This window comes from Lentzea sp. NBC_00516, from assembly GCF_036346835.1.
In the GTDB taxonomy this organism is placed as follows: Bacteria; Actinomycetota; Actinomycetes; order Mycobacteriales; family Pseudonocardiaceae; genus Lentzea; species Lentzea sokolovensis.
In genome coordinates this window covers 6658290-6681196 of record NZ_CP107840.1, presented here as the reverse complement: position 1 = coordinate 6681196, position 22907 = coordinate 6658290, and the positions used below count along the sequence as shown (strand labels likewise).

General features: G+C 68.7%; 21 protein-coding genes. 12 read left to right on the top strand and 9 right to left on the bottom strand.

Features of this window, described 5'->3' with window-relative positions; translation table 11 throughout:
- Positions 1-7: 7 nt before the first annotated feature.
- Positions 8-925, bottom strand: a complete 918-nt coding sequence (locus OG205_RS30245; RefSeq protein WP_330271391.1) for an N-acetylglucosamine kinase — start codon at positions 923-925, stop codon at positions 8-10.
- Positions 926-976: 51 nt separating this feature from the next.
- Positions 977-3793, bottom strand: a complete 2817-nt coding sequence (locus OG205_RS30240) for a S8 family peptidase (protein WP_330271390.1) — start codon at positions 3791-3793, stop codon at positions 977-979.
- A gap of 113 nt (positions 3794-3906) precedes the next feature.
- Between OG205_RS30240 and OG205_RS30235 the strand changes: the two genes are divergently transcribed.
- From OG205_RS30235 to OG205_RS30195, 9 genes are read left to right on the top strand one after another with little or no spacing between them, the layout of a single operon-like run.
- Entirely contained in the window at positions 3907-4761 is an 855-nt protein-coding gene (locus OG205_RS30235; protein WP_330271389.1) for a fumarylacetoacetate hydrolase family protein, read from the top strand.
- Between the two features lie 4 nt (positions 4762-4765).
- Positions 4766-6076 carry an enolase C-terminal domain-like protein gene (locus OG205_RS30230; protein ID WP_330271388.1) on the top strand — a complete coding sequence of 437 codons (1311 nt, stop codon included), beginning with the start codon at positions 4766-4768 and terminating at the stop codon, positions 6074-6076.
- On the top strand, positions 6069-6821 hold the full coding sequence (locus tag OG205_RS30225; RefSeq protein ID WP_330271387.1) for an SDR family NAD(P)-dependent oxidoreductase: 753 nt from the start codon (positions 6069-6071) through the stop codon (positions 6819-6821). Before OG205_RS30230 ends, OG205_RS30225 begins: the two co-directional genes overlap by 8 nt.
- Positions 6822-6835: 14 nt before the next feature.
- Positions 6836-7870: a sugar ABC transporter substrate-binding protein gene (locus OG205_RS30220; RefSeq protein WP_330271386.1), complete on the top strand. Its 1035-nt coding sequence runs from the start codon at positions 6836-6838 to the stop codon at positions 7868-7870.
- Positions 7870-9345 carry a sugar ABC transporter ATP-binding protein gene (locus tag OG205_RS30215; protein WP_330271385.1) on the top strand — a complete coding sequence of 492 codons (1476 nt, stop codon included), beginning with the start codon at positions 7870-7872 and terminating at the stop codon, positions 9343-9345. Before OG205_RS30220 ends, OG205_RS30215 begins: the two co-directional genes overlap by 1 nt.
- The gene (locus OG205_RS30210) at positions 9342-10355 is read left to right on the top strand and encodes an ABC transporter permease (RefSeq protein ID WP_330271384.1); all 1014 of its coding nucleotides are present in this window, start codon (positions 9342-9344) and stop codon (positions 10353-10355) included. The genes OG205_RS30215 and OG205_RS30210 overlap by 4 nt, the downstream gene beginning before the upstream one ends.
- A gap of 13 nt (positions 10356-10368) precedes the next feature.
- Positions 10369-10671: an L-rhamnose mutarotase gene (locus tag OG205_RS30205; protein ID WP_442916601.1), complete on the top strand. Its 303-nt coding sequence runs from the start codon at positions 10369-10371 to the stop codon at positions 10669-10671.
- The gene (locus OG205_RS30200) at positions 10668-11624 is read left to right on the top strand and encodes an aldo/keto reductase (protein WP_330271383.1); all 957 of its coding nucleotides are present in this window, start codon (positions 10668-10670) and stop codon (positions 11622-11624) included. Before OG205_RS30205 ends, OG205_RS30200 begins: the two co-directional genes overlap by 4 nt.
- The gene (locus OG205_RS30195; RefSeq protein ID WP_330271382.1) at positions 11621-12451 is read left to right on the top strand and encodes an amidohydrolase family protein; all 831 of its coding nucleotides are present in this window, start codon (positions 11621-11623) and stop codon (positions 12449-12451) included. The genes OG205_RS30200 and OG205_RS30195 overlap by 4 nt, the downstream gene beginning before the upstream one ends.
- Here OG205_RS30195 and dapA read toward each other — a convergent pair.
- On the bottom strand, positions 12448-13305 hold the full coding sequence (gene dapA / locus OG205_RS30190; RefSeq protein ID WP_330271381.1) for a 4-hydroxy-tetrahydrodipicolinate synthase: 858 nt from the start codon (positions 13303-13305) through the stop codon (positions 12448-12450). The two genes, OG205_RS30195 and dapA, sit on opposite strands and share 4 nt — an antisense overlap.
- A gap of 71 nt (positions 13306-13376) precedes the next feature.
- Here dapA and OG205_RS30185 point away from each other — a divergent pair, with 71 nt between their 5' ends.
- Positions 13377-14255, top strand: a complete 879-nt coding sequence (locus OG205_RS30185) for a LysR family transcriptional regulator (RefSeq protein WP_330271380.1) — start codon at positions 13377-13379, stop codon at positions 14253-14255.
- Here OG205_RS30185 and OG205_RS30180 read toward each other — a convergent pair.
- Positions 14241-14915 carry a FadR/GntR family transcriptional regulator gene (locus OG205_RS30180; protein ID WP_330271379.1) on the bottom strand — a complete coding sequence of 225 codons (675 nt, stop codon included), beginning with the start codon at positions 14913-14915 and terminating at the stop codon, positions 14241-14243. The genes OG205_RS30185 and OG205_RS30180 overlap by 15 nt on opposite strands.
- 189 nt (positions 14916-15104) lie before the next feature.
- On the opposite strand from OG205_RS30180, the gene nagA reads away from it, so the two are divergent.
- Complete coding sequence (nagA, locus tag OG205_RS30175; protein WP_330271378.1) at positions 15105-16313, top strand: N-acetylglucosamine-6-phosphate deacetylase; 1209 nt, start codon at positions 15105-15107, stop codon at positions 16311-16313.
- Between the two features lie 53 nt (positions 16314-16366).
- Here the strand turns inward: nagA and OG205_RS30170 are convergent, their stop codons facing one another.
- Genes OG205_RS30170 through OG205_RS30150 form a run of 5 tightly spaced genes read right to left on the bottom strand, consistent with a single transcriptional unit; the run spans position 16367 to position 21924 of the window.
- A complete protein-coding gene (locus tag OG205_RS30170; protein WP_330271377.1) occupies positions 16367-17404 on the bottom strand; it encodes an SIS domain-containing protein in 1038 nt (345 codons plus the stop codon).
- The gene (locus tag OG205_RS30165) at positions 17401-18819 is read right to left on the bottom strand and encodes a glycoside hydrolase family 3 protein (RefSeq protein WP_330271376.1); all 1419 of its coding nucleotides are present in this window, start codon (positions 18817-18819) and stop codon (positions 17401-17403) included. The genes OG205_RS30170 and OG205_RS30165 overlap by 4 nt, the downstream gene beginning before the upstream one ends.
- Before the next feature lie 3 nt (positions 18820-18822).
- A complete protein-coding gene (locus tag OG205_RS30160) occupies positions 18823-19641 on the bottom strand; it encodes a carbohydrate ABC transporter permease (protein ID WP_330271375.1) in 819 nt (272 codons plus the stop codon).
- Positions 19641-20639 carry a carbohydrate ABC transporter permease gene (locus OG205_RS30155; protein ID WP_330271374.1) on the bottom strand — a complete coding sequence of 333 codons (999 nt, stop codon included), beginning with the start codon at positions 20637-20639 and terminating at the stop codon, positions 19641-19643. The genes OG205_RS30160 and OG205_RS30155 overlap by 1 nt, the downstream gene beginning before the upstream one ends.
- 10 nt (positions 20640-20649) lie before the next feature.
- Positions 20650-21924 carry an extracellular solute-binding protein gene (locus tag OG205_RS30150; RefSeq protein WP_330271373.1) on the bottom strand — a complete coding sequence of 425 codons (1275 nt, stop codon included), beginning with the start codon at positions 21922-21924 and terminating at the stop codon, positions 20650-20652.
- 223 nt (positions 21925-22147) lie between these two features.
- Here OG205_RS30150 and OG205_RS30145 point away from each other — a divergent pair, with 223 nt between their 5' ends.
- Entirely contained in the window at positions 22148-22903 is a 756-nt protein-coding gene (locus OG205_RS30145; protein WP_030480591.1) for a GntR family transcriptional regulator, read from the top strand.
- The last annotated feature ends 4 nt before the right edge of the window (positions 22904-22907 follow it).

The window sequence follows — 22907 nt, the reverse complement described above, 5'->3', positions numbered from 1 at the left end:
CACACATCTAGCTGGGCCGCGGGGCTTTGGGTCCGAGCACGTCCACGGCCGCCAGCCAGGCAGCACCGGCCGCGCCCTCCGTCGCCATGATCACCTGAGCGTTGCAGCGCGTGAGCAGCTCCTGCTTGAGGTGAGTCCCGACCGGCGTCTTGATCAGGCTGCCGACCAGCACGATGGGGGACGTGTCGGACGGCTCGCGCACGGCTGAGGCCGTGTCGGCGAGCAGCCGGGCGGCGGAGCCGACGATCGCCAGCGCCTCCGGGTCGCCGTGGTGGTAGGCCGAGCTGACCAGCGGGGCGAACCGCGCCAGCGCGATCGGGGGCTGGGCGTTGACGGCGTTGATCAGCTGGCCGCGGTTCTTCGCGCCGGCGGCGGTCAGGACGGCGGTGGCCAGGCCTTCCAGCGGCGCGTCCACGTCCAGCAGTCGCAGTGCCGCCCGGACGGCTTCGCGGCCCAGCCAGAACGCCGAGCCGTCGTCGCCGATCAGCCAGCCGTAGCCGCCGGACTGGGCGATCATGCGATGGCCGGCGATGCGGCCAGCAATGGAACCCGTGCCCGCCACCAGAACCGTGCCGTCGGGCGAGGAGGTGCCGGTGGCGAAGGCGGCCTCGCAGTCGGTGATCACCCGCATCGGGCAGTGCAGGCCCGCGCGTTCCCAGGCCTCGCGGAACAACGCGGAGATCGCGGGATCCGCCAGTTTCGAAGCGCCTGCCATGCCGAGGACGCCGGAACGGACCTTGCGGGAGTCGAGGCCGTCCAGGGCCTCCGCCAGCGCCTCGCCGATGTGGGCGGCGGCGACCGTCGGTGGGTGCGAGTTCGGGTTCGCGCCGCCCGCCAGGCCCTGGCCCAGGCGGGCGCCGTCCAGATCGAGCACCAGCGCCCTGGTCGAGGTGCCGCCGGCGTCGAGTCCCACAACCAGGTCCATAACGACCGAGTATGCCGAGACCCGCTCACCTTAGGCACGCCCAACCGGGTGTCACCTCACGAAAGCGCGGTTACCGCTTGCGTTGTGGTGGAAGAACACCAACGATCCAGACGAAAGCGGATCACCCGGACGAACCACTGTGGACAGTCCGGGAACGATCAGGCCGTAGTCGAACGTGGCGGCGGGCGTCACGTCGACCAGGTCGTCCGAGTCGGCGGGCGCGGTGTAAGGACTGCGCACGCCAACGGTGTAGGTCACCGGGCCGGATGGCAGAGCCGCCCGCGACACCGGCAGCACCACGACGTCGCTGTCGAACAGGTTCGTGTCGGTCGCGCCGTCCAGGCCGTTCAACGGCTGCTCGTCCACGACCTCGTCCGAACCGGCGACCTTGGTCCTGGCGAGCCAGATGTCGGCGGTGATGTCGCCGTCGGGGTTGGTCGGCTTCACGGCGGTGGTCACGAAGTCCTTGCCACCCACCGAGAACTTCACCTGGGGCTGGATGTTGCTGCCGATGTTCGCCCAGGTGCTCCAGGTCGCGACGCCGAACGCCAGCAGGTCGGACGTCGCCGTCGCACCCACGTAACGCAGGTCTCCACCACGAGCGGTGCGGTTGATCGCGCAGTTGTCCTGCACGTCAGGGCCGCAGTCGGGCAGGCGGTCTGAGCGTGCGCCGAGCTTCAGCACGGTCATGCGGGACTGGTAGTCCTGCTGGTCGAGGCCACGGCCCGCGACCCGTCCACCGGCCGCGGTCAGCCGCGACACCGGCTTCGGCGCCGCGTAGACGGGCACGTGCAGCGTCCGGTCGCCGGTGAACGTCACCTGGCCGGACGCCTCCGCCAGGAACTGACGGCCCTCGTCCAGCGCGACCGTGGGGTCGGGGGTCTTGCGCAACGCGGCGGGGTTCGAGATCCGCAGCTGCACGGGAACCGACGCCGAACCACCCGGCGGCAACGCGACGTACGGCGCGATGACCTGGAAGGACACGCCAGGCACGGTGGTGATCGGTTCGAAGCGCGCCTGCAGACGAACGCTCTGCGAACCCTTGTTCACCAACCGGATCGTGCGACTCGTCAGCACCGGACCGGCGGCCTCGACCGTGCCGAACGACGCGTCGCCCAGCGCCAGCACGTCGGACGACAGCGCGGCGAGCCCGTCCACCCGGCCCGCGCCGACCCTCATCGGCGCCTCCCGCACGCCCTTCGCGTCCTTGATCACACCGGACGCGGTGTTCATCAGCGCGGCCCTGATCTCCGCGACCGTCCACTTCGGATGGACCTCGCGCAGCAGCGCGGCGATCCCGGCGACGTGCGGCGACGCCATCGACGTGCCGCCCATCGACACACCGGCCGAGGCCGTTCCGGAGGCAGCGGAGAAGATCGTGTCACCCGGCGCGGCCACGGCGATCGACGAGCGGGAACGCGACGACGACGGCGTGATCGTGTCCGCGATCGCCGGCTCCACGGATGGCACCGCGACCTTCAACGCCGAGGTCAGGTGCACGCTCAGGGGCCCGGCTTCCAGCGCGGGACGCAGTGCGGTGGAAGCCGCCGCCGTCAGCTGGAACGCGGGAATGTGCGCGTTTCCGGCGATTCCGGCCGCGAACACCGGCAGGGAGGTCGGCAGCAGCACTCCGGCCGCCCCGGCCTTCCAGGCGTTGTCGGTGCGGGCACCGGAACCGCAGGCGCGGGTGGCGTCGCTGTCGTCCCACTCCAGCCAGACGATCTTCCCGGCGAGCGCCTCCGAGATCGGCTTGCAGCCATCCACATCGGACGAAAGCCGCACCACGGGCAGAGTCAGGTCGAAGGAGTCCTTGAAGTTCTGGCTGTACTGGCCGGGCCACTGCTTCCCGGCGACCTCCAGCCCGTCCAGCATCGAGAACGAGTCGCGGCTGTTCGCCACGGAGATCGCCTCGGGGGTGTTGCCGGGAGATCCGGAGACGTCGTAGAAGTCGCCACCGTTGCCGGCCGCCGCGACCACCACCACGCCGTGCTCCACGAGCTTGCGCACGAACAGCGAGTCCGGGTCGTCCGGTGCGCCGAAGTCGCTGCCCAGCGACAGGTTGACCACGTCGAGCTTGTCGGCGAAGTCGCCGTCGCCGTTGGGGTCGAGAGCCCAGTCCAGTGCCTGCGCGGTCAGGTTCGTGCCGCCCTCGCAGCCGAACACCTTCAGCGCGTAGAGCGACGCCTTGGGGGCCGTGCCCGGTCCGATCTTCAACGAGTCGAGATCGACCGACGAGTAGGAACCGCGATAGGTCGTGCCGTCGGCGTTGACCCCGTACCCGGCTGCGGTCCCGGCGACGTGCGTGCCGTGGCCCTCGCAGTCCAGCGGGTCCGCGTCCGGCTCCGGGATCGACCCGGACTTGCCGGTGTAGGCGTCGCCCGCGAAGTCGTGGCCGCCGACGACCTTGGCGTTGGGGAACGTGCCGCCGCCGAAGTCCGCGTGCCGGTAGTCGATGCCGGTGTCGATCACGCCGATCCGCACGCCGTCGCCGAAGCGCCCGAGCGACTTCCAGACGTCGGACGTCCGGGTGAGGCGGACGGCGTGGGCGTTCGTGAGCTTCTTGGGGACCATCCGGTGCACCGCCCGCACCTCGGGCATGCGCGCCAAAGCAGACAAGCGTGACTTGTCGGCCGACAGCACGACGCCGGGCACCGCGTTGGTCGTTCGGGCGACTTCCCGGCCGCCGGATCGGGACACGACGCGGGAGACGTGGTCCGATGTCCGATCCCGCGCTGAACGCGCCTGCGCAACGGTGCCCGTGTCAGCGGCTGCGGTCGAGGTCAGCTCGACGAAAACGGTTACAGGCTCGACGGGGCCGGATGGTGCGAGCAGTGCGCCCACCAGGAGTGATGCGGTCACCAGATTCATGATCAACTCCTCTTATTCATCGGACGACTTCACGCTGGGCTCTAGACGAAACCGGCCTTGCAGGGCTATACATCCGATGTATTTCGTAGGGTGTGAGCAGAGGAGGAACGGCCGTGCAGTTCTTGCGCCTGGGGCCGGTCGGCGACGAACGTCCTGCAGTCAGGACCGACGACGGGACCACATACGACCTCCTGCCGATCACCCCGGACATCGACGGGGCCTTCCTCGCGAACGACGGCGTGAACCGCGTGCGCGCCGCCCTCGAGGCCGGCGAACTGGGGGCGCTGAGCACCGAGGACGTGCGCGTCGGGGCGCCGCTCGCGCATCCGGGCAAGGTCATCTGCATCGGCCTCAACTACCGCGACCACGCGGAGGAGACCGGCGCGGACATCCCTGGCGAGCCGGTGATGTTCCTCAAGACGCCCGACACGATCGTGGGCCCGTACGACGAGGTGCTCGTGCCGCGCCGGTCCGTGAAGACCGACTGGGAGGTCGAGCTCGGCGTCGTCATCGGGCGCACCGCCCGCTACCTCGAGTCCGAAGAGGACGCTCTGGCGTGCGTCGGCGCGTACGTGCTCTCGCACGACGTGTCCGAGCGCGAGTTCCAGATCGAGCGCGGCGGGACGTGGGACAAGGGCAAGAACTGCGAGACGTTCAACCCGCTCGGCCCCTTCCTCGTGCCCGCCGACGAGATCGCCGACCCGCAGAGCCTGGAGATGCGGCTCTGGGTGAACGGCGAGATCAAGCAGAACTCGTCCACCAAGAACATGATCTTCCCGGTGGCGGAGATCGTTCGCTACCTCAGCCAGTTCCTTGTCCTTCGTCCGGGTGACGTCATCAACACGGGTACACCCGCTGGTGTCGCGCTCGGCCAGCCGGAGCCGAAGCCGTACCTGCGCGCCGGTGACGTCGTCGAGCTGGAGATCGAAGGCCTCGGCAGGCAGCGGCAGATCCTCGGGCAGGCCTGAACCCATGCCCAAGATCACCGCACTGGACGTCCTCGACATCCGGTTCCCGACGTCGCGCGAGCTCGACGGCTCCGACGCGATGAACCCGGACCCGGACTACAGCGCCGCGTACGTGGTGCTGCGGACCGACGACGGACCTGAGGGCCACGGGCTCGCGTTCACCATCGGCCGCGGCAACGACGTGCAGGCCGCCGGCATCAGGGCGCTGGCTCCGCACATCGTCGGCAAGGACGTGCCGGAGGACGCGAAAGCGCTGGCGGAGCTGTACTTCGAACTCATCGGCGACTCGCAGATCCGCTGGCTCGGCCCTGAGAAGGGCGTCGCGCACATGGCGATCGGCGCCGTCGTCAACGCGGCCTGGGACCTCGCGGCCCGTCGCGCCGGGCTGCCTGTCTGGCGGTTCCTCGCGCGGATGACGCCCGAGGAGATCGTCAGCCTCGTCGACTTCCGGTATCTGAGCGACGCCCTGACGCCCGACGAGGCGTTGCAGATCCTGCGCAAGATCGAGCACGGCAAGGCCGAACGCGCGGAAACCATTGCCCGCGAAGGATATCCGGCCTACACGACGTCACCGGGCTGGCTCGGCTACTCCGACGAGAAGCTCGCGGGACTCGCCCGCCAGGCCCTCGCCGACGGCTTCGACATGATCAAGCTGAAGGTCGGCGGCAGCCTCGACGACGACGTCCGCAGGATGAAGCTCGCCCGCGAGGTCGTCGGCGACGAGGTCCGGGTGGCGGTCGACGCGAACCAGCGCTGGGACGTCGACACGGCCGTGCGCTGGATGCGTGAGCTCGCGCCGTTCGACCCGTACTGGATCGAGGAGCCCACCTCCCCGGACGACGTGCTGGCGCACCGCGCGATCGCCGACGCGCTGGCCCCGATCAGGATCGCCACCGGCGAGCACGTGCAGAACCGGGTGATCTTCAAGCAGCTGCTGCAGGCCGGTGCGATCGACGTGCTGCAGCTCGACGCCTGCCGGGTCGCGGGCGTCAACGAGAACATCGCGATCCTGTTGCTGGCCAGGAAGTTCGACATTCCGGTGTGCCCGCACGCCGGCGGCGTCGGCCTGTGCGAACTGGTCAGGCACCTGTCGTTCTTCGACTACGTCGCGGTCTCCGGCGAGGTCGGCGAGCGCGTGATCGAGTGGGTCGACCACCTGCACGAGCACTTCCTGGACCCGGCCGTCGTCGAGAACGGCCGCTACCTGGCCCCCGCCGAGCCGGGATTCTCCGCACAGCTCAAGGACGAGACGCTCGCCGACTACCTCTACCCCGAGGGTCCTGTGTGGACAGAGCTGGAGGGTGGGAATGACTGACTTCGAAGGACTCGTCGCCGTCGTCACGGGCGGTGCGTCCGGCATCGGCCTCGCCACGGCGAACCTGCTGAGCGGCAGGGGAGCGACGGTCGTCGCGCTGGACCTGAACCCGGACGTGAAGGACCCGCTGGTCGGGATCCGCGCGGACGTGTCGGACGACGAGAGCGTGAAAGCCGCCATCGACGAGGTCGTCGAACGGTTCGGACGGCTCGACGTCGTGGTGAACAACGCGGGCATCGGGTCGCAGGGCGACGTGGCGGCCAACTCCGACGACGAGTGGCTCAAAGTGCTCAACGTCAACGTGCTCGGCATGGTCCGCGTGTCGCGGGCCGCGCTGCCGCACCTGCGGAAATCGCCGTCCGCGGCGATCGTCAACACCTGTTCCATCGCTGCCTGGGCCGGGCTCCCGCAGCGTGCTCTCTACTCGGCCAGCAAGGGCGCGGTGTACTCGCTGACGCTCGCGATGGCCGCCGATCACGTGCGCGAAGGCATTCGCGTCAACGCGGTCGCCCCCGGCACGGCGGACACCCCGTGGGTGGGCCGTCTGCTCGACTCGGCGCCGGACCCGGCCGCCGAACGAGCCGCGTTGGAGGCACGCCAGCCGCACGGCCGGCTCGTCTCCGCCGATGAGGTCGCGGGAGCCATCGCCTACCTGGCGAGCCCGCTGTCGGGGTCCACCGCCGGCACGATCCTCGCCGTCGACGGTGGCATGTACGGCCTGCGCTTGCGTCCCCAGCAGTCATGAAAGGCAGTTCAACGATGAAGCGTCGCAACCTCACCGCCGCGGTGTGCCTCGCGTTTGCCGGTGCACTCACACTGTCCGCGTGCGGCGGCGGGACCGCCGGCACGGGTGCCGGTGGCGTCGGCCCGATCGGCGCCGACCACCCGCGCGCCGACACCGACTTCTGGAACTCCTACATCAAGTACTTCCCGGAGAAGGCCAAGGACCTCGGCGTCAACCTGCTGAACCCCACCAACTCGCAGAACAAGGTCGAGAACCTGGTCGCCAACGCCCAGTCGCTGCAGTCGCAGGGCGCCAAGGCGATCATCATGGCACCGCAGGACACCGGCGCGATCGCGTCCACCCTGGACCGGCTGGAGAAGGCGAACATCCCCGTCGTCACCGTCGACACCCGTCCGGACAAGGGCAAGACCTACATGGTCGTCCGTGCGGACAACAAGGCGTACGGCGAGAAGGCCTGCAAGTTCCTCGGCGACAAGCTCGGCGGCAAGGGCAAGGTCGTCGAGTTCCAGGGCGCGCTGGCGTCGGTCAACGGCCGCGACCGCTCCGAGGCGTTCGCCGCCTGCATGAAGAAGGACTACCCCGGCATCACGGTGTTCGAGGAGCCGACCGACTGGGAAGGCCCGAAGGCGTCCGCGGCCCTGCAGACCCGTCTCAATCAGCACCCGGACATCAACGGCATCTACATGCAGGCCGGTGGCGCGTTCCTCACGCCGACGCTGCAGGTGTTGCGGCAGAAGAACCTGATCGTCCCGCCGACCGACCCGAAGCACATCTTCATCGTCTCCAACGACGGCATCCCGCAGGAGTTGGAAGCGATCCGCAAGGGCGAGATCGACGCGACCGTTTCGCAGCCGGCCGACCTCTACGCGCAGTGGGCGCTCTTCTACGCCAAGGCCGCCGTCGAGGGCAAGACCTTCCAGCCCGGCAAGACCGACCACGACTCCGTCATCGTGGACACCGGTGGTGGCCGTCTCGAGGACCAGCTCCCGGCGCCGTTGATCACCAAGGAGAACGTCGACGACAAGGCGTTCTGGGGCAACCAGATCTGATGAACGAGTACGCAGCTGTCGCGCGTGGCGTGACGAAGAGGTTCGGGCAGACGCTCGCGTTGGACGACGTGGGCATCGAGATCCGGGCCGGTGAGTCGCACGCGCTCGTCGGTCGCAACGGCGCGGGCAAGTCGACGTTGGTCTCGATCCTCACCGGCATGCAGGCGCCGGACGCGGGCGAGGTCAGCTTCTTCGGCGAACCCGCGCCGCCCGTCGCCGACAGTTCGGCGTGGCGCCGGCATGTCGCGTGCGTGTACCAGAAGTCGACGGTCGTGCCGGAGCTGTCCGTCGCCGAGAACCTGTTCATCAACCGGCAGGACCTCGGCGGTGGGCTGATCAGCTGGAAGAGGCTGCGGCGGGAGGCTTCGTCGCTGCTGGAGACCTACGAGGTCGCGGTGGACCCGGACTCGTTGGTGTCCACGCTGACCGTTGAACAGCGTCAGCTGGTCGAGATCGCGCGGGCGCTGTCGATCGGCTCGCGGTTCGTGATCCTCGACGAACCGACCGCGCAGCTCGACGGCCCGGCGATCGAGCGGCTGTTCGACCGGATGAGGTCGTTGCAGGACAAGGGAGTGACGTTCCTGTTCATCTCCCACCACCTGCAGGAGGTCTACGAGGTCTGCCAGACGGTGACGGTCTACCGCGACGCGCGGCACATCGTCACCGCACCGGTGGCCGAGATGTCGAAGCCAGACCTGATCGAGGCGATGACCGGTGAGGCCGGTGGGCTGAACGTGCCCAGCGGCGACGACCGGCCGTCGTCCGCCGAACAGGTTCTGACCGTGTCCTCGCTGAGCGGGGACCACTTCTCGGACATCTCGCTGTCGGCCACCCGCGGTGAGGTCATCGGGCTCGCCGGCAGCGCGTCGTCGGGCAAGCACGAGTTCGCCGAGACCGTCTACGGGCTGCGCAAGCCGTCGGCCGGGTCGATCTCGGTGGACGGTGCTTCGGTGCGCGGCGGCGACGTTCCGGCTGCTTTGAAGGCTGGAATCGGCTGTGTGCCACGGGATCGGCATCACCAGGGGCTCGTGCTGGACCTGTCGATCGCGGAGAACGCGACGATGAGCACGGCGGGTGCGTTCGTGTGGCCGTCGGCCCAGCGCTCGGCGGGCAGCACGGCGATCGCGTCGTACGACGTCAAGGCAGCGGGCCCGGACCAGCCGGTCTCGGACCTGTCCGGCGGCAACCAGCAGAAGGTCGTGATGGCGCGTGCGCTGGCAGGCGACCCGTCCGTGCTGGTGCTGATCAACCCGACCGCGGGCGTCGACGTGAAGTCCAAGGAGTCGCTGCTCGGGGTCGTCGACGCGCAGGCGCGCCGGGGCAAGGCCGCGATCGTCGTCTCCGACGAGCTCGACGACCTGCGGGTCTGCGACCGTGTTCTGGTGCTGTTCCACGGCCAGGTCGTGCGGGAGTTCGCCCGCGGCTGGCGCGATCAGGAACTCATCTCTGCCATTGAAGGAATGAGCTCAGAATGACCAAGGCCATGACTCCGCCTGTCGCGGCACCCGCGCCTGACAAGCCGAAGTTCCGGCTCGCGAGGTACCAGGACCTCGCGCTGGTCCCGGTGATCATCCTGCTGCTGATCATCGGGGCGATCCTCTCGCCGATCTTCCTGACGCCCAACAACCTGATCGCCGTGCTCACCCAGCAGAGCGAACTGTCGTTGCTGGTGCTGGGCCAGGCGATGATCCTGATCGTCGGCAAGATGGACCTCTCGCTGGAGTCGACGGTCGGTCTCGCGCCCGCACTCGCGGTCGCGTTGATCATTCCCTCGTCGGCAGGTGGGCTGGACATCGGTCTGGCCGCGTGGCTGGCGTTGCCGTTGTGCATCCTGATCGGTGTCGCGATCGGTGGCCTGAACGGGTTCCTGATCCTGAAGGTCGGGCTGTCCGGGTTCATGGTGACCCTGGGGATGCTGACGATGCTGCGCGGTCTGCAGCTCGCGATCACCGAGGGCAAGTCGCTGATCGACGTGCCGGAGTCGTTCCTGTACCTGGGTTCCACGACCTGGCTCGGGCTGCCGGCGGCGGTGTGGATCTGCATCGTCTGTTACGCGGCGGGCATCTTCGTGCTGAAGTACCTGCGCGCCGGCCGTTCGCTGTACGCGATCGGCGGCAACTCGGAGGCCGCGCGGGCTGCGGGCATCCGGGTCGACCGGGTGGTGTGGACCGTGCTGATCATCGGTTCGGTGCTGGCCGTGATCGCGGGCATCCTGATGACCGGACGCCTTGGTTCCGTTGCCGCCACGCAGGGCGAGGGCATGATCTTCCAGGTCTTCGCGGCCGCGGTGATCGGTGGCATCTCGTTGAACGGCGGCAAGGGCACGCTGTTCGGTGCTCTGTCCGGTGTGCTGATGCTGGGGCTGGTGGAGCAGATTCTGAGGTTGCAGGGTGTTTCCGGCTTCTACATCAAGGCCTCGTACGGCGCGGTGATCATCCTCGCGTTGATCGTGACGCGGTTCGCCACCGGCCAGAAGCAGGAGTGAGCGTTGGAGACCGTTGCGTTGCACACCCGGCTTCGCGAGGGGGCGCGAGGCCGACTACGACCGCATCCACGCGTCCATTCCCCTGGAGCTGGATGGGGCGTTGCGCGAGGCCGGGGTGCACTCGTGGCGGATCTGGCGTTCTGGGCGCGAGCTGTTCCACCTCGTCGAGGTGGATGACTACCGTGCGATGAGGGCGTTTCTCGCTGAGCACCCGGCCAACGTTCCGTGGCAGGCTCAGATGGCCGAACTGCTGGAGGTCGAGGACGACTACTCCGGCGCCGAACCCGCTGTGCGACTCGTGTGGGAGCTGCCGTGAAGGTTGCTGTTTCTCGTCTGGGCTTTGGCGCCGCGCCGATCGGCAACCTCTACCGGGAGATTCCGGACGAGGAGGCCTTGGGTGCGGTGGAGGCGGCCTGGCAGACCGGCGTCCGGTACTTCGACACCGCGCCGCACTACGGGCTCGGGTTGTCGGAACGGCGACTCGGCCTGGGTTTGGCGGGGCGGCCGCGCGACGAGTACGTGATCTCCACGAAGGTCGGGCGGCTGCTGGAGCCCGCGGACGGCGTCGGGCTCGACGACGAGGGTTTCGCGGTGCCGCGGACGTTCCGGCGGATTCGGGACTACTCGGCCGACGGGGTGAAGCGGTCTCTTGAGTCCTCTTTGGAGCGTCTCGGGACCGACCGGGTGGAGATCGTCTACATCCACGATCCCGACGACTACTGGGACGTGGCTTTCAGTGAGGCCTATCCAGCGTTGGAAGAGCTGCGGTCGCAGGGTGTCGTCGGTGCCATCGGCGTCGGCATGAACCAGTGGGAGATGCCGGAGCGGTTCGTCCGCGAGACCGACATCGACGTGGTGATGCTGGCCGGGCGGTACACGCTGCTGGAACAGCCCGCGTTGCCGTCGTTCCTGCCGGCCTGCGTCGAGCGCGGTGTTTCGGTGGTGGCGTGCGGGGTCTTCAACTCCGGGCTGCTGTCCAAGCCCGTCGTGCCCGCTGACGCGAAGTACAACTACGAAGAGGCGCCTGCCGCACTGGTTGCGCGGGCTCGGGCGATCGCCGAGGTGTGCGGGCGGCACGGGGTGACGTTGCCCGAGGTGGCGATCCAGTTCGCCCTCGGTCATCCCGCCGTGGTGTCGGTCGTGATCGGCTCTCGCAACGCCGAGCAGATGACGTCGAACGCCTCCTACTTCTCGGCCTCGATTCCCGCCGGGTTGTGGGAGGAGCTGAAGTCGTTGGGGCTGCTGGACGCGGAGGTTCCGACGCCGTGATCGTCGACGCTCATCACCACCTGTGGGACCTGTCCGTCCGGGACCAGGACTGGATCACCGATCCGCCGATGGGCGTGATCCGGCGGTCGTTCCTGGAACCGGACTTCGTCGCCGCGGCACCGGACGTGTCGACGTCCGTGCTGGTGCAGACGGTGTGCGTGCCGGAGGAGACGCCGGAGTTCCTGGCGATCGCGGCGTCTTCGGACGTGGTCGGCGCTGTTGTGGGCTGGACCGATCTGACTTCGGCGGCCGTCGGCGATGCGCTGGCATCGTTGGTGGACCGGCCGGACGGTTCGTGGCTGCGCGGGATCCGGCACCAGGTGCAGAGCGAACCGGACCCGGAGTGGTTGTGCCGCAAGGACGTGTGGCACGGCCTTGCTCAGGTCGGCGCTGCCGGGCTGCTCTACGAGCTGCTGACGTTGCCGCACCAGCTGCCTGCCGCGCGACGGACCGTGGCGGCGTTGCCCCAGGTCCCGTTCGTGGTGGACCACTGCTCGAAGCCCGCGATCGGTTCGGATTCGGGCGAGTGGGCCGAGCTGGTGCGCTCCTTGGCGGCGCACGAGAACGTGACGTGCAAGCTGTCCGGCCTGGTCACCGAGGCCGACTGGAAGTCGTGGGACGTCGCTGCGTTGAGGCCCTACTTCGAGGTCGTGCTGGACGCGTTCGGGCCTTCACGGCTGATGTTCGGCTCGGACTGGCCCGTGTGCCTCCTGGCAGCGACCTATGACGAGTGGCTTGGTGCTGCTCGGGAGTTGGTTTCGGAGCTGTCACCCAGCGAGCAGGCCTCGATCTTCGAGGGCACTGCTCGCCGGGTCTACGGGCTTTAGAAGAGGGCCTTCAGTTCGTTGATCAGCTTCGGAGTCGCCTCCGCGAGCGGTTCGCGGACCGGGCCGGCCGGGAGTCCGAGCAGGTTGAGCGCTGCCTTGACGGCGACGGCACCGGGCTCGCGAGTCATGATCGCGGTGATCACCGGCAGCAGCGCCTGGTGGCGGCGCAGGGCTTCCTTGTTGTCGCCCTCGTCGTAGGCGTCGAGCATCGCCTTGATCTCGTTGCCGACGACGTGGCCGACGGTGCTGACCGTGCCGACGCCGCCGATCGAGTACAGCGGCAGGATCAGCTCGTCGTTGCCGGAGTAGAAGTCGAGGCCGGTCTCGGCGATGACGCGGGCCGTGGCGAGCAGGTCGACCTTGCAGTCCTTCACGCCGACGATCCGCGGGTGCTCGGAGAGCCGCAGCAGCGTCTCGGTCTCGATCGCGGTGCCCGTGCGGCCGGGGATGTCGTAGAGCAGCGCCGGGACGCCGGACGCGTCGGCGACGGTGCGGAAGTGGTTCTCGACGCCTTCCTGCGTGGGCTTGCTGTAGTACGGCGTCACGACGAGCAGGCCGTCCGCGCCGTTCTCCTCGGCGCTGCGGGAGAGTTCGATGGTGTGGCGCGTGGAGTTGGTGCCGACGCCCGCGAGGATCTGGGTCCGGTCGCCGACGGCCTCCTTCACGGCCCTGATGATCCGCGCCTTCTCGGCATCGGTGGTGGTGGGCGCCTCGCCGGTCGTGCCGTTGACGACCAGCCCGTCCGCCCCGCCCTTGTCGACGAGGTGCGCCGCCAGCTCCTGCGCACCCTTGAGGTCCAGGTCACCGTCGGGGGTGAACGGGGTGACCATCGCTACGAGCACTCGTCCGAACATGACTCCAGCGTGGCTCTAGTCTTCGCAAAGTTCCAGTTAGAAGTTCTGCTCGGAACGTTAAGCTGAGCTTTGTGTTGGATGTGCGACGGCTCCGGTTGCTCCACGCTCTGTCGGTCCACGGCACGGTCACGGCCGCCGCGGAGGCTCTTCACGTGACCTCTCCCGCCGTGTCCCAGCAACTCGCCGCGCTGGAACGCGAGGCCGGCGTGGCGCTGGTCGAACGGGACGGGCGGCGGCTGGCGCTGACCCGCGCCGGGCACGTCCTGGCGGCTCACACGCAGCTCGTTCTGGATCAGCTCGCCGCGGCCGAGGCGGACCTGGCCTCACTGCGCACCTCCGTGTCCGGCGTGGTGCGCGTCGGGGCGTTCGTGTCCGTTGCCGCCCTGCTGCCACGCGTGATCCAGGTGCTGAGGTCGGCGCACGGGTCTGATGTGGAGCTTTTCGTGCACGAGATGGAGCCCGAGGCGTCACTGCCCGCGTTGCGGCGCGGGGACATCGACATCGCGGTGATCCACTCCTACAACATCATGCCGCGGTCCCTGCCCACGTCCACCGAGTCGCACGAGCTGTTCGTGGAGCCCGTGAACGTGGCGCTGCCGTTGAGCGATCCGTTGGTGCAGCAGGATTCCGTGGACCTCGCCGTGCTGGCCGACCGGCCGTGGATCATGCCGCGCACCGACGCGTCCTGCCACGAGCTGACCCAACGAGCCTGTGGCGCCGCCGGGTTCGTGCCGCGGGCACAGGCCTACTGCGACGACTTCGGGGTGATGTGCGGGCTGGTCGAAGCCGGTCTGGGGGTGGCGCTGGTGCCGTCCGTCGCACGACGGCCCGGGGTGGCGTTGCGGCCGTTGAAGCAGGAGGTGTTCCGGACCGTGTCCGCCGTGGTGCGGAATCGGGCCGATGGACAGCCCGCGGTGCGTGCGGTGCTGGAGCAGCTACGCCAGGTCTGACAACCACTGCTCGACGCCGGCCACGTGCACCGTGGACCAGCTGCGCGCGAGTTCCGGCTGGTGCGCGGCCAGCGCGTCGACGATGGCGCGGTGCTCGGCGACCGTGCGGTCCACGGCGTTCGACTGGGTGATGCCGCGCCAGATGCGGACGCGGACCGTCGGGCCGGCCAGCGTGTCGAGGAGCTGGGCCAGGTAGGCGTTGCCGGAGCAGTGCGCGATGGCGCGGTGGAAGTCGAGGTCGTGCTCGACCAGTTCCTCCACGGACTTGGCGCTTTCGGCCGCGTCGCAGAGGGCGCGGAGCTTGACGACCTCGTCCGGGTCGATGCGCTGGGCGGCCATCGCGGCGGCCGCGGGCTCGAGAATGCGCCGAACCTGAAGAACTTCCAGGACCGAATCTTCGCCTCGGTGCAGATCGAGCACGAACGAGAGCGCGCCGAGCAGGTCGTCCGCGCGAAGTGACGAGACGTACGTGCCATCGCCCTGACGGACGTCCAACACCCGGACGAGTGACAGTGCCTTCACGGCCTCGCGCAGCGAGTTGCGCGACAGACCGAGACGTTCTGCCAGGTCAGCCTCACGCGGGAGCCGATCGCCAGGCTTCAGCTCGCCCGAAACGATCATCTCCTTGACGCGCAGGATCGCATCGTCAGTGACTGCCACGGCACCCTCAACTCGTCGTAGACCTCGGATGTCTGGGGACCAGTATGCGCCACAGATGGTCATCTTCGGCGCAACCCGGCATTTCCGGCGATCATTAACCAAGTCCTATGTAAGATGGTTATCTCTTAACTACACGTGACGGGAACCCCTGTTGTCGCCATAATGGTCTGGACCATTCAAGGAGGGATCTTGGACGCCGTTGTCGCAGCACCGCGCGCATTGCTCGGTCGCACGATCGTCGGTCCTGCCTCGGTGCGGATCAGGGACGGCCGCATCGTCGAGGTGACCACCGGTGAAGCACCACCCGGCGCGGAGGTCCTGTCCGACGGCCTGCTGACACCGGGCCTGGTCGACGTGCAGGTGAACGGCGCCGTCGGCGTCGACTTCGCCGAGGTGGACGCCGCCGGAATGCGTTCCGTGGCCGAAGCTCTGCCGTCCACCGGTGTGACCCGGTTCTTGCCCACGTTGATCACCGCACCGGTCGACGTGATCCTGAGGCAGACGAGGGCGGTTCTGGCCGCTTCGGCAGCGCTGCCGGACGGGGTCGGGGCCAGGCCGCTCGGCGTGCACCTGGAGGGGCCGTTTCTGTCGCCGAAACGGGCCGGGGTGCACGATCCGTCGTTCATGGTCGAGCCTGGGCCCGCCCAGATCTCGGCGCTTCTGGACGACGAACTGATTCGCCGTGCGTTGCGCATGGTGACCATGGCGCCGGAGCAGCCAGGAGGTCTCGAGGCCGTTCGGCGGCTCGTCGAGGCCGGGGTTCTGGTCGCGGTGGGCCATTCCGACGCCACCGGTGAGCAGACCAGGGCCGCCGCCGACGCGGGTGCCCGCATGGTGACGCACCTGTTCAACGCCCAGCGCCCGCTCGGACACCGCGAACCCGGTGTGCCCGGCGTTGCCCTGGTCGACGAACGCTTCACCCTCGGGCTCATCGCGGACCTCGCCCACGTGGGCCCGGACGTGTGCCGGCTCGTGTTCAACGCCGCCGGGGCACGAGTCGCGCTGGTCACGGATGCCGTCGCCGCCGCGGGGATGCCGCCCGGCCGCTACCACCTCGGTGGCGCGGACGTGCTGCTCACCGAGGACGGCGTGCCGCGTTCGCCGGAAGGCACGATCGCGGGCTCGGCGCTCACGCTGGACCGCGCCGTCCGCAACATCGTCTCCGTGGGAGTGCCGGTCGCCGACGCTCTCGCCTCGGCGACGATCGTGCCGGCCGAGGTGATCGGCGAGTCCGGTCTCGGCCGCCTCGCACCGGGTGCCGTCGCGGACCTGGTGTGGTGGGACGACGACCTCAGGCCGAAGAAGGTCTGGGTCGACGGACGGGTCGTGTTCGACGCCTCGGCGCCGAAGGTGCCCGTCGCGCCGGTCGTGGCCGGGTACGCCACCGCAGGGCAGTAATACCAACGAAAAAGGCCCCCGCTCACCGTGAGCGGGGGCCTTTTTCGTTGGAACTAAAGGGTGCGAGTCACCTTGTTCAGGCCTCGCGGGCTGTCCGGGTCGCCGCCGCGGGCGAGCGCGAGGCCGTAGGCCAGGCGCTGCACGGGGAGGATCTCCAGCACCGGAGCCACTTCCTCCGGCGTTTCCGGTATGGAGATGGACAGGGTCGCCCCCACCTTCTCCGAGGCGGAGCCGACGGCCACGACGTCCGCGCCGCGCTGGTGCACCACGTCGAGTGCGTCGCGCAGCGAGTCGCCGCCCTTGCCCAGCGAGGTGATGGCCAGGACCGCGGTCTCGCCGTCGACGGCCGCGACCGGGCCGTGCAGGAGGTCCGCGCCGCTGTACGCGCGGGCAGCCAGGTACGACGTCTCCGCCAGCTTCAGCGAAGCCTCCAGCGCCGTCGCGTAGGAGTAGCCGCGGCCGGTCGTGAGAACGCGCTCCACGAACCGGTAGCGACGGACCGCCTCGTCGACGGTCGGAGCCGACTGGTCCAGCGTCACCTGGGCCAGTTCGCCGAGGTTGGCCGCGGCCTCGCCGTTGCCGCCACGGATGGCGTCGATCAGCAGGTAGAGCGCGAGCAGCGTGGCCGAGTAGGTCTTGGTGGCCGCCACCGCGTGCTCCACGCCCGCGGAGACGTCCACCGAGAGCTCGGCGGCCGCGTTCAGGGGTGAGGACGCGGTGTTCGTGACGGCCACGGTCAGGGCGCCGCGCCTGCGGTAGGAGGCGGTGACCTCCAGCAGGTCGGGGGAGCCGCCGGACTGGGAGACCGTCACCAGCAGCACGTCGCGGAGGTCCGGCTCGGCGCCGTACAACGTCGTGGTCGACGCCGAGACCAGGCCTGCGGGGAGCTGGAGCAGGATCTCGGTCAGGTACTTCGCGTAGATCGCGGCGTGGTCGCTGGAGCCGCGGGCCGCGAAGAGCACGAAGCGCGGTGCGCGTTCGCGGATGACGGCGGCGACCTCGGCGAACGACGAGCGCGCCGAGTAGAGGGACGAGAAGATCGACGGTTGCTCGGCGATCTCGGCTGCCATGTGCCGGCCTGGCGTGGTCATGTCGTGCCTTTCAGGATCAGCTCGGCCGCGGCTCGGAGGCTCACCCGAGAACCGCCGTGGGTGTCGATGCGGGCGACGCTGCCCAGGTCTGGACCAGGCACGCCGGTTTCCACGTGCACCACGTCCCTGCCCAGATTAGTTAAGTTTGTTACCAGTTGTCGAGCGCCGGTGTGCCGGTGTGCGTCGCGGGTCACGACCACAATCGTGCGGTCACCTGCGGTTTTCGCAACTTCGTCCGCGGAGATGTCGCGCGCGGCGATCACTTCCGCGCCCGGCAGCACCTCGCGCAGGTAGGGGCCGAGGCCCCACGGCACGTCGCCGACCGCGATCGACGAGTCCACGACCAGGTCCACGACGACCGGGTCCGGACCGACGTCGACCCGGCCACGCACCTCGACGGCACGCCGAGCGGCGACGAGACCGATCTCGGCGTCGTGGGCGTCGATGGTCGACGGAGGCATGCCCAGGGCCAGCGACCGGGCCGCGGCGCGGGTGAGGCGTTCTTCCGACAGCTCACCGTTCTTGACCGCCGCGACGATCGAGTCGATCAGCCACTGGAGGTCGTCGTCGTCCAGGGCCATGCCGCCCAGGCACAACGAGTCCACGCCGGCGGCCAGCGCCCGGACGGCGCCCACGGCGAGATCGCCGCCGACCGCCTTCATGTCCAGGCCGTCGGTGATCACCGCGCCGGTGAACCCGAGCTCGGTGCGCAGCAGGTCGATGGCGTGCTTGTTCAGCGTCACCGGCGCCGGGCCCCACTCGGGGATCACCAGGTGGCCGGTCATGATCGAGCGGACGCCCGCGTGCACGGCCGCCTGGAACGGGACGAGCTCGACGGCGCGCAGCTGTTCCTCGGTGCGGGGAAGCACCGGAAGCTGCTCGTGAGAGTCCTCAGTGGACGCTCCGTGGCCCGGGAAGTGCTTGGCGCAGGCCGCAACGCCCATGGCCTGAAGACCCTCGACCCACGCGGCGACGTGCCGCGCGGCGAGCACCGGGTCCGATCCGAACGCGCGGACGCCGATGATCGGGTCGTCCAGCGTCAGCACCAGATCCGCGGAAGGCGCGAGGTTCAGCGAGATCCCGCACTTCGCCAGCCGCGAGCCGATGGACGCGGCCACCGAACGCGTGAGGTCGAGGTCGTCCGCCGCGCCCAGGGCGTGGTTGCCCGGCACCTCGGAACCGCGGCCCGCGTCGAGACGCGTGACGTCGCCGCCCTCCTCGTCGATGCCGATCACCACGTCCGGGCGCACCGAACGCAGTTCGCCGCAGAGCTTGGTCACCTGGGCGTCGTCGACGACGTTGCGCCCGAAGAGCACAACGCCGCCGAGGCCGTCAGCGACCCGCCGCAGCAACCAGTCGGGGGCGGTCGTTCCGTGGAAACCGGGAAGCAGAACGGCAGCGGCCAACTGATCCACGCGTCATCCCTTCACAGCACCGGCGGTGACGCCGGCGACCATCTTGCGTTGCACGATCAGGAAGAACACCAGCGCGGGCACGGTGAACAGGACGGACGCGGCCATCGCGCCACCCCAGTCGGTGCCGAACGCGGTCTGGAACCCGGACAGCCACACCGGCAGCGTCTCGCTGTCCTGGCTGCGGATCAGCACCTTGGCGAACAGGAACTCGTTCCACGCGGTGATGAACGCGAACACCGACGTCGCGACGAGACCCGGTCCCAGCAAAGGCAACGTCACCTTCTGGAACGCACCCCAACGGCCGCAGCCGTCGACCATCGCGGCCTCTTCGAGCTCCGCCGGGATGCCGTTGACGAACCCGCGCAACGTCCACGCGCAGAACGGCAGCGTCACCGCGAAGTACACGAGGATCAGCGACGAGAAGTGTTCGTAGAGCCCGAGGTCCCGCATCATCAGGAACATCGGGATCAGCAACGCCTCGAACGGCGCCATCTGCGCGACCAGCATCAGCAGCACGAAGCTCTTGCGGCCGCGGAACGCGAAGCGCGACATGGCTACCGCGGCGGTGATGCCGATGACGATCGCGGCGACGACCGCGGTCAGCGTCACCAGGAGGCTGTTTCCGAGCGAGGACAGGAAGCCCGGCTTGGTCCACGCCGTGACGAAGTTCGAGAACGTCACCGAGAACGGGATCAGGTCGTAGTCCGACGTGATCGTCGTGCCCTTGGGCTTCATCGCCGACGTGACCATCCAGTACGTCGGGAAGATGAAGAACAACGCCAGCGCGATACCGGTGACGTTCGCAGCAGACTTCTTGAGCATCAGATCTTGCCCTCCTCCGTCTGCAGCAGCTTGCGCAGGTACTGGAACGTGATCAGGCCGAGGATGACCATCATCAGCACGGAGATCGCGGCCGCGACGCCGAAGTGGCTCTTCGCGATGCCTTCCAGGTACTGCAGCACCGGCAGCGTCGTGCTCTCACCGCTGGGACCGCCCTCGCGGAACACCCAGATCTGGGCGAAGACCTTGAAGTCCCACAACGTCGACAGGAACGTCACCATCATCAGCAGCGACCGGATCTCCGGCCACGTCACCGCGCGGAACGTCTGCCAGCCCGTGGCGCCGTCGATGCCCGCCGCCTCGTAGAGGTCACGAGGAATGCCGACGAGCCCCGCGTAGAGCGAGAAGGCGAGGAAGGGGATCGCCTGCCAGATGATCAGCAGGCCGACGACGGACAGCGTGGAGGTTCCCGAGGAGAACCAGGAGTAGCCGGCGAACGAGTCGAAACCCAGTTGCACCAGCGTTTTGTTCAAGATGCCGTAGTTCTGGTCGAACATCCACTGGTACACCGTGGTGGACGCGAGGATCGGCATCGCCCAGGCGCAGAGCATCGCGATCTGCAGGGCGACGCGCACCCACGGCGTCAGCACGCGCATCAGCAGCGCGATCCCGAGGCCCATGCCCACCGAGGCGCCGACGACGGCGACGGTGAACACCACGGTCCGCAGGGAGACGGTCCAGAACCGTTCGTCCTTGAGCACCGTCACGTAGTTGTCGATGCCCGTCCACACGATCTCACCGCGGACCAGCTCGCCGAGGTTCAGCTGGCGGAAGCTCGTCACGAAGACGGAGACGACCGGCCAGCCGATCAGCCAGAGGATCGCGATGAGAGCGGGAGCGAGCAGCAGGTAGGGCAGCGCCCGGTCGAAGGCACTGCCCCGGCGGCGGCGCTTGTGCGCCCCACCCGTCGCGGCAGGCGGCAGCGCCGGAGGGATGTCCCCTGCCGGCGCTGCCGTTTCGGTCGTTTTGACGGCCGTCATCTCAGCTTGGCTAGGCCATGGCCTTGGTGATGGCGTCGCTCGCGTCCTTCGTTGCCTGGTCCAGCGACTTGGCACCGGTGAGGTACGCGGTCAGCGCGTCCTTCAGCGGGTTCTGGCCCGCCTCGACGGCCGCCCACTTCGGCGTCACCGGGGTGACCTTGCCGTTGGGGGACGAGTCCGCCATGGCCTTGCCGATCGCGTTGCTGGCGAGCTTCGAGGTGTCCTTCGAGGTACCGGGGACAGCGCCACCCGTGGCGAGCTCGTCCTGGTACTTCTTGGAGGACAGCAGCGCCAGGTACTTCTTGGCGGCCGCGGCGTTCTTGCTGGAGGCCGGGATGGCGAGGTTCGAGCCACCGAGGAACACCGGCGCGGCCGAACCGGCCTTCTTGGACGGGATCGGGAACGCCGAGGTCTTGTCCGCCAGGTCCGGCTTCGCCTTCACGGCGCCGCCGAGCTCCCACGGGAGGCCGACCATCATGCCCACGTTGCCCGTGCCGAAGACCTCCATCTGCTGGGGCTTCGCCTCGTCGATGTCAGCCGGGACCTTCTTGGTGGCCGACGCGTCGTAGAGGGCCTTGTAGGCCTCGAAACCGGCCTTCGCCTGCGGCGTGTCGAGGGTGCCCGTCCACTTGCCGTTGTCCTGCTTGGCGATGTCGCCGCCCTCGTCCCAGATCAGGGAGAGCAGGAAGTACCAGGACTGGCCAGGCAGGTACAGCGCCTGGAAGTCCGGGTTGGACGCGTTGGCGGCCTTGAGCTTGTTGATCGCGTCGATCCACTCGGCACGCGACGTCGGCGGCTTCGCCACGCCGGCGGCCTGCAGCAGGTCGGTGCGGTAGATCACGGTGCGGTTCGCGGCGTAGAACGGAACGCCGTACTGCTTGCCGTTCAGCGTCAGCGAGTCCTTGAGGCCACCCAGCCACTCGCCACCGTTGAACTGACTGGCGTCCGCGGTGACGTCGGCCAGCGTGCCCTGGTCGGCGAAGCTCGCCGTCTGGGTGTTGCCGAGCTCGATGACGTCAGGCGGAGTGCTGCTGGCCAGCGCCGTGGTCAGCTTCTCCTGGATGCCGGTCCACTTCTGGACCTCGTACTTGACCTTGATCCCGTTCGCTGACTCGAACTCCTTGTTCAAGGCGTCGGTCAGGGTCGGCGCCGCGGAGCCGTCCATGAGCCACACGGTGATCTCTTTGGTCTCCGTGGTGCTACCGCTGTTCGTGCTCGTGCCACAGCCTGACACGGCCACTGCCAGTGCGGCGGCACCAGCAGCGAGTCCTCTCCAGCCCTTCACAATTCGCGCCCTTTCACCAAGCCCGGCACTCGGCCGGAACGTCCAAGTGGTGTAGACCAATGCGGAACAGCGTGTGCTGCGTCACCGCGTCTGTCAAGCGCGTTGCCAAGACGTTGCGAAGTCATCGGACGAATTTCGGGGCGGATGTCGGGGGTTCGGACGCACGAATCGACACGGACAAGGCATCCTTGTGATGCTTGACATGGAGTGCGAGGAGGAGGCCATGCTGGAGACGACGCCTGCATCAGGCGTGGACGCCAGGACGCGGGCGCAACGCGAACCCAAGTACTGGGGTCTCAAGCGGCACCTGCTCGACCTGTTGAGGGCGTTGCCGCCCGGTTCGCCGATCCCCACGGAACGGTCGCTGGCCGCGGAGTTCGACGTTTCCAGGACGACCGTTCGCCAGGCGCTCGCCGAGCTGACGGTGGAAGGCCGCCTGCTCCGTGTGCAGGGCAAGGGCACCTTTGCGGCGGAACCCAAAGTCGCCCAGAGGTTGCAGCTGTCTTCGTACACAGAGGACATGCGGGCTCAGGGTCGCGTGCCGTCGTCGAAGCTGATCGAGGCTTCGGAGATGCCGGCAGAGGCGGAGCTCGCCCGGTACCTGGGCGTGCGTCCTGGGGCGAAGGTCCTGCGTCTGCACCGCTTGAGGCTCGCCGACAACGAGCCGATGGCGATCGAGACGACGCACCTCGCGCTGGGCCGCTTCCGCGGGCTGCGCCGGTACCTGGCGCCGGGAGCGTCGCTGTACCAGGTGCTGTCCGAGCGGTTCGGCGTCGAGATGGGACACGCGGAGGAGACGATCGAGACCGCGCTCGCCTCGCCTGAGGAGGCAGAGCTGCTCGGCGCCGACATCGGCCTGCCGATGCTGCTGCTGTCGCGGCACTCGTTCGACACCGAGGGCAATCCGATCGAGTGGGTCCGGTCGGTCTACCGCGGCGACCGCTACAAGTTCGTCGCCACGCTGAACAGGCCGTCTTGATCGC

Excerpts from the sequence above, each read along its gene's own strand:
- OG205_RS30245 (WP_330271391.1), bottom strand. The coding sequence starts at position 925 with ATGGACCTGGTTGTGGGACTCGACGCCGGCGGCACCTCGACCAGGGCG.
- OG205_RS30240 (WP_330271390.1), bottom strand. The coding sequence starts at position 3,793 with ATGAATCTGGTGACCGCATCACTCCTGGTGGGCGCACTGCTCGCACCA.
- OG205_RS30230 (WP_330271388.1), top strand. The coding sequence starts at position 4,766 with ATGCCCAAGATCACCGCACTGGACGTCCTCGACATCCGGTTCCCGACG.
- OG205_RS30225 (WP_330271387.1), top strand. The coding sequence starts at position 6,069 with ATGACTGACTTCGAAGGACTCGTCGCCGTCGTCACGGGCGGTGCGTCC.
- OG205_RS30220 (WP_330271386.1), top strand. The coding sequence starts at position 6,836 with ATGAAGCGTCGCAACCTCACCGCCGCGGTGTGCCTCGCGTTTGCCGGT.
- OG205_RS30215 (WP_330271385.1), top strand. The coding sequence starts at position 7,870 with ATGAACGAGTACGCAGCTGTCGCGCGTGGCGTGACGAAGAGGTTCGGG.
- OG205_RS30210 (WP_330271384.1), top strand. The coding sequence starts at position 9,342 with ATGACCAAGGCCATGACTCCGCCTGTCGCGGCACCCGCGCCTGACAAG.
- dapA (WP_330271381.1), bottom strand. The coding sequence starts at position 13,305 with ATGTTCGGACGAGTGCTCGTAGCGATGGTCACCCCGTTCACCCCCGAC.
- OG205_RS30170 (WP_330271377.1), bottom strand. The coding sequence starts at position 17,404 with ATGACCACGCCAGGCCGGCACATGGCAGCCGAGATCGCCGAGCAACCG.
- OG205_RS30160 (WP_330271375.1), bottom strand. The coding sequence starts at position 19,641 with ATGCTCAAGAAGTCTGCTGCGAACGTCACCGGTATCGCGCTGGCGTTG.
- OG205_RS30155 (WP_330271374.1), bottom strand. The coding sequence starts at position 20,639 with ATGACGGCCGTCAAAACGACCGAAACGGCAGCGCCGGCAGGGGACATC.
- OG205_RS30145 (WP_030480591.1), top strand. The coding sequence starts at position 22,148 with ATGCTGGAGACGACGCCTGCATCAGGCGTGGACGCCAGGACGCGGGCG.